General features: G+C 33.6%; 9 protein-coding genes. All 9 read left to right on the top strand.

What is annotated here, in order from left to right; genetic code table 11:
• Window positions 1-280: 280 nt before the first annotated feature.
• Window positions 281-505, top strand: coding sequence for a hypothetical protein (locus ABYK33_RS13025; RefSeq protein ID WP_373033703.1), 225 nt, complete (start codon window positions 281-283; stop codon window positions 503-505).
• Window positions 506-527: 22 nt separating this feature from the next.
• Window positions 528-659 carry a hypothetical protein gene (locus ABYK33_RS13030; protein ID WP_373033704.1) on the top strand — a complete coding sequence of 44 codons (132 nt, stop codon included), beginning with the start codon at window positions 528-530 and terminating at the stop codon, window positions 657-659.
• Window positions 660-662: 3 nt separating this feature from the next.
• On the top strand, window positions 663-1,016 hold the full coding sequence (locus ABYK33_RS13035) for a hypothetical protein (protein ID WP_373033705.1): 354 nt from the start codon (window positions 663-665) through the stop codon (window positions 1,014-1,016).
• A gap of 1 nt (window position 1,017) precedes the next feature.
• The gene (locus tag ABYK33_RS13040) at window positions 1,018-1,149 is read left to right on the top strand and encodes a hypothetical protein (protein WP_373033706.1); all 132 of its coding nucleotides are present in this window, start codon (window positions 1,018-1,020) and stop codon (window positions 1,147-1,149) included.
• Window positions 1,149-2,855: a hypothetical protein gene (locus ABYK33_RS13045; RefSeq protein ID WP_373033707.1), complete on the top strand. Its 1,707-nt coding sequence runs from the start codon at window positions 1,149-1,151 to the stop codon at window positions 2,853-2,855. Before ABYK33_RS13040 ends, ABYK33_RS13045 begins: the two co-directional genes overlap by 1 nt.
• 9 nt (window positions 2,856-2,864) lie before the next feature.
• Window positions 2,865-3,299, top strand: coding sequence for a hypothetical protein (locus ABYK33_RS13050; protein ID WP_373033708.1), 435 nt, complete (start codon window positions 2,865-2,867; stop codon window positions 3,297-3,299).
• Window positions 3,300-3,301: 2 nt separating this feature from the next.
• Window positions 3,302-4,444: a zonular occludens toxin domain-containing protein gene (locus tag ABYK33_RS13055; protein WP_373033709.1), complete on the top strand. Its 1,143-nt coding sequence runs from the start codon at window positions 3,302-3,304 to the stop codon at window positions 4,442-4,444.
• Complete coding sequence (locus ABYK33_RS13060) at window positions 4,398-5,573, top strand: type II secretion system protein GspD (RefSeq protein ID WP_373033710.1); 1,176 nt, start codon at window positions 4,398-4,400, stop codon at window positions 5,571-5,573. Before ABYK33_RS13055 ends, ABYK33_RS13060 begins: the two co-directional genes overlap by 47 nt.
• Before the next feature lie 55 nt (window positions 5,574-5,628).
• Window positions 5,629-5,992 (top strand): hypothetical protein (locus ABYK33_RS13065; protein WP_373033711.1); only part of this gene is annotated, 364 nt, incomplete at its 3' end.

A 5,992-nucleotide genomic window follows, 5' to 3' on the forward strand; every position in this document is an offset into this window, starting at 1 on the left:
AGTCATTACCATTGATGGTGCCCTAGCCCGCCGAAACGAAGGCTCAGACGTATACACAGTAACGAGCAGAAAAAACGGCGTTGACTTTATCAAGTCATTAACTCAGGCCAAAAAGTAATGCCTTACGAGCTGTAATGATTTTGTTGTCTTATCTTAATCGCTAAGCTTGACTTAGTGACAACAACTGAAAGGCGTTAGGGCTTCTTTCCTGTTTTTGTAAATCAGGTTACTCAGAGGGTGTAAAAAATTCTTTTCAAAAGGGGTTATCATGAAAAAAGTAATGAAACCTAAACTTGGTCTAGTTTCGAAAGTTGCTTCTGTTGCACTTGCTGCTTCTGTTGTTTCCACGCAAGCTGCTGCCGCTGTTACATGGGATGGTGCTACAAGTTCATTTGTGGGTACTATCGAAACTGCACCTTTCACATCGGCTGTTGTCGCTGTAATTGGTTTGATCGGTCTTGTTGTTGCTGTTAAAGCTGGTCTACGTGCTTTAAAGAGCGCATAAATTTTTTGGTAAAGGGGTCATTATGGTAGTAGAGATCACTTCAAATACTGCTTTGATTCTGGGCTCCTTTATCGGCGCTCACGTGTTGGCTTGGTTTATAGTTATTTCTATAGAGGCAGGTATCAAAATTATATTAGATCAGTCTAAAGGTTGAATTATGAAATACTCCATTATTTTATTGTTGATTCTTTTTGCTGATATTAATGCTTCTATGCTTCTTTTAAATACTGGTGAGTGTATAGAGAGTTACTATTATCTATCCGGTACTTTTTATTACATTGATTCTCTCAATTTATCATTGAGTTCTATATCTCTCACCGGTGCTAATTCTGCTACTCCAATAATCGAGAATAGTTATATTTTTGATTCTCTAACGTCTCATTGTACCCCTGAAAATTATATGTCTTTGGGTATGTCTGTAGAGAATTTTTATTTTTTAAGCGCGTTAACTGCTGTTGTTTTCTTTTCAATCATCTTTTATTCTCTATCAAATTTATTTACAAGGGGTTAATGTGCCTATTATCGAAATAACTATGAATCCGGCTTTTGATTATTTTGCTTCTTTAATGATGTGGCTCATTATTTATACAATGCCTTTTTTAATTGCATTTGGTTTTTTAGTTAATATTAAAAGGCATATTTAATGATAAAGCATATATCAATATCATTGAAAATATTAATAATTATCTTATTTACTATTATTTTGCAAACAAAAGTTTTTGCTTACTCTGTCGGTGATGAAATAGACGTTATGCATAATGGTGAATGTCGTGTAGGTACTCTTACAACTTATCCTGATTATTTAGACGCACCTGTTTATTATCCTGATGTTTATAATAATGGTTTTTATCTTTTTGAACCTACTGGCTCATCTTATTATAGCTGGCTTACTTATTATGGTTTTTCTGTTGATTCTTTGAATTCTGCTCCTTTTTGTCAGCCTTGTACTGCTCCTCTTGTACGCGACCCTATTACCGCTGTTTGTGGTTGTCCAAATACTAATGAAATATTCTATGAGGGTCAATGTTTAGCCGATTCAGATGGTAATGGCTGTCCGGATGGTTATTCTAAAGATTTCAATGGTGTTTGTTTTCCAGATGCTGACAATGATGGTGTTCCAGATGATAGTGATCCTTCTGCTGGTACTGACGGGACCTGTGCAGGTGTTGATTATGCTTTTTACTCTATTTCGCCCTTTACTGATATTTCTCCTGATTCTTTTACATATATTAGAATGGTTTTAAAGGGTCAATGTGTCTCTAATTATTTAACTCTTCCTGACGTTGATTTTGTATTAATTAGAAACGATACAGAACCAACATGTCCAAACGAGTATTGCTATGTCCATTATAGTAATCAAGATTGCTGGCAGTTGAAATATTGGGATTATTATCCTTCTCCTTCTTGGGTTTATGTCAATGCAGGTTCGCAGCAGACTTGTGATGCTCTTGTCGACGGTATTGATTACACATCTTCTACATATGTAACGCCGAATTCTGCAAACTGTCCAACTACTTCATTCTGTTATTTGTTGCCTGTGGACGCTTCACCAGATACTAATAATACAAATACTCCTATTGCTCCTGATGCTAACGCCTCACAAGCTATGATTGATCTTCTCCCTATTCTTGATGCTATCAATCAGACTAACGAACTTATGTCACTATCTTTAGACAAGCAAGATGTTTCTAATGATCATCTCGGTGATATCAAAGACAAAATTACTGAAACAAACTCTATAAACAATGATATTCTCTCCGAGCTACAAAATAATCGTTTTGATGATTCGAGAATCGTTGGTCGATTAGACAATGCCAATGGTAAGCTTGACGGCGTTAATTCTAATCTTGTTAATCAAACTTTGCTTTTGAGTCGTATAGCTGATAGTTTAGATAAAAATTCAACTGTTCAAGTTGAAAATAATGTATCTGTTGATGTTAATGTCAGTTTTGACACTTCAAAAATGGAGTCTAATTTAAGCTTTATTTCTGATGCTCTCCATGGTGATAATAATTACAGCGATACTTATGACGACAATGTTTCTGATCTTATCGACGATACCAAAAAACTTTTTGATAATTTGATAAAAGATTACAACACAACTGCTACAAATATTAATGGTGCTATTAATACTATCAAGGGTGGTTTTTCGACTAATATGCAGATTCAAACTGTTAACAGTTGTTCCAAAACTTATTATTTCGATCTTTCAACTGGTGAGAATGCTCCTATTACTTTTGATGTTTGCGAGACAACTTCACAATTACAACCCGTTGTTTATCCTATTGCATTTATTTCTTTAAGTGTTACTTTTATCATGATAATCATGAATTTAATTTTCGGTTTATAAGGAATTACTATGGCTCAGTCTACTGTATTCGATCTATTGTTTTCCAATGGAGTAAAGTTTTTAAAAGGTCGTTTTCTTGGTATTGGTGCAAAAATCGGTTTTAGTACTGTTTTAGCCGGTATCAGCTACGGTGTCATTGTTCTCAGAGCTGCTATTGTTCTCGCGATCATTGCCATTATAGTCTGGATATTCGTTTCAATCCAAAATTTATTTGATTATGTTGATACCGTTAATACTGGTTCCAGTCCGAACGTTGGTTTTGCTCTTGATGTTGTTAAAAGTCTTGGTCTCTGGAACGCTTTTGTAGATGCTTTTAATCTGTTCAGTCCTATGTTGATCTCTTTGTTAGTTTTAAAACTTTCTATTGTTGGTTTACGATTCTTGAACAATATACACACTATTGTTAGAGAGCATATAAAAATTATTCTCTCACACGGGTTTTAATCATGGCTATTACTTTAATTGTGGGTGTTTCGGGGTCCGGTAAGTCATATTACACCGTCAAAATGATTGTGGAAATGTACACTCTAGCTTTAAAAAAAGTTGGATTTTTTCTTCAATGGTTTTATTATTATTTCCCGCTCAAACCTAAAAAAGTTTATTCAAAAACATTCACAAATATTGCTGATTTTGATTTTTCTTTTTCTCCGCATATACACCCTTTAGATATGAATGAGTTAAAACTAAAGCTTATTGTTTTAGAAATGATGTATCTCAATAATGAAGGTGAGCAAGCAATAATTACCAGATCACAGGAGCTTGGTATTTATGGTTGCTTTTTTGCTATTGACGAGGCGCAGAATTATTTCAGAGAAGTTGATAAAACATATATTTGGTGGTTTATGTACCAACGCCATTTACACCAACAAATACACCTAATTACGCAGGTGCCTAAAAACATTCATGAAAAATATACGGGTAATATTACTGTTTTCTATAAAGTTTTTAGTCCTAAAAAAGCAGCTTCCGTTAAGACTTTAAAGCTAGGTTCTTATAGCTGTAAAGATTACTATAAAAATTGTTTTGAAAATTTCTTTTTTGTTCCTATTGACCCAAATATATTTAAGCTCTATCATTCTGGAAACATTGAAGAGCGTGTCAATATCTTAAAAAAATACTATTACATAATACCTTTTTTCGTTTTTCTTCTTTTTATTATCTTTTATTTTTTAATGGATGCTTTTACAGGTGATTCTCATAATTCTGTAAAGCCTGTTAATGCTCCTACTAGGCAATTATCATCGGTTGTTAATATATCGCCATTGGTTGAGCCTGTTAATGTTCCTGCAGTCTCTCAGCCTTCTGATTCATCTGTTCGTAGATCATCTAATGTTTTCAAGAATAAGAAATTAATATTTATAGATTGCATTTCTTCTGAATGTACCTATAACGATTTTTCGTTTCCTATTAGCTATTTACTTTTTTATATAAAAAATACAAAGATCAAGTATTTTAACATCGATCAACAATCTACAAATTACACTAGATATTCATTGCTTGTCAGTGATTCTTTTGTCAATACATTAAAAAAAAGGAAACCTGATGCACCTGGCAAAGCTCCTAATCTTAATCCCTTTACTAGTAAGTAATTTATATTGCAAAAATGTTGAAGTATCTCTAAAGCAATTTATCAAATTAGTCTCGGTTGAACATAATGTCAACATTTTAGTTTCAGAAGATATAGAGACTGAGAAAGTACTTTTTTATATTAATAATGACAAAGAGCCCTTTTTAATTTCAGTTTTTAAAAGAATGCTTTTTATTAAAGGTTATATTCTTTCTTTTGACTCTAAGGCTAATTTTTATTATATTCAAAAAAAAGAAAACGCATTTCCACTCTCTTTTTATTCTATTAAGCTTGATGCCCCTCTGTATGAAGATCTAAAAATCACATTGGATTCATCTAATATCAAACACTCTTATATTTCCAGTTCTAACACGCTTAGTATGTACACCGATTTCAACACTTTTGAAAACGTCTCTTCTCTTATTGAAAAATCTATCTACAAGCCAAAGCAGTTCATGGTTAAAATGACTATTACAGAAACTAATCTAAATGATATTAAAGATCGCGGTACAAATTTGTCAGGTTATATCCAAAATTTAACTGGTGATCTACAATATTTTATTAACTTGTTCACAATGCCTTTAAGCGCCACTACTAATGTTTTTGAGGGGTCCACTAATGGCTATTATGCTGTTTTAAAATATCTTAATGAAAGCGGTAACTCTGAGCTGCAAAGTTCTCCATTTATGACTGTTCAGAGTGGCAAAGAAATATATTTTTCATCTGTCCAGAACATTCCTTACAAAACAACTTCAACGCAGATCAATGGTGCTTCATCTTCTACAAGCGAAACAACCGCCTACAAAGATGTTGGTTTGAAAATAAAGTTAAAGCCTCAGGTTGTTGATGATGTAATTTATTGTACTTTGAATTTTACTATCGAAAACATACTCGATCAGAGCGCAACTCCAACAACTTCTAAACGTCAATTAGATAGTTCTTTCCAACTCAAAGCAGGTCAGCTGCTTGTTCTCTCCGGTATCAATTCCGATTCTATTCATCAAACGCGCTACGGTATTCCTTTAATTGAGAAAATCCCTATTCTTGGCGATATTCTATCTTTTAAACATCAAGAAAAAATCACACGTACTTTAGCCGTTACTATCGAGATTATAGAGCAGTTTTCCGGAGCGACGGAGGAGCCCGGTTAACTGCTCCCTTGTCAATTTAACAAAAGTTTACCGACATTTTATAGGAGTGATAACCATGAATACTTACAGACTTACTGAAAACGATCTAAATTACGTAAAACAAAAAATGGCACATCAAAAGAAGTATTTACAAGATACAACTTTTGTTACTGGTCAAGGTCAGGTTAAAAGCTTGCTTGATGTCTCATTTAGTGCTAATCATAGCGTTAGATACTATGCACAGTTAGCGAACAAGATCAATACGATGAGCGATTATGCAAAATCAATAGGCCATGTGCCTTTGTTCTTGACTATGACTCTGGACGGCTTTTATCGTGATTTTCTTCGTGGTGATTTTAAGCGTTTTAAAAATCTTGACAAAGATCTTTTAGCTGAGGCTTATCGAGGTATTCCAAATAATGATATTTACGGATATCTCA

It is taken from the genome of Sulfurovum sp. (assembly GCF_041562805.1).
In the GTDB taxonomy this organism is placed as follows: domain Bacteria; phylum Campylobacterota; class Campylobacteria; order Campylobacterales; family Sulfurovaceae; genus Sulfurovum.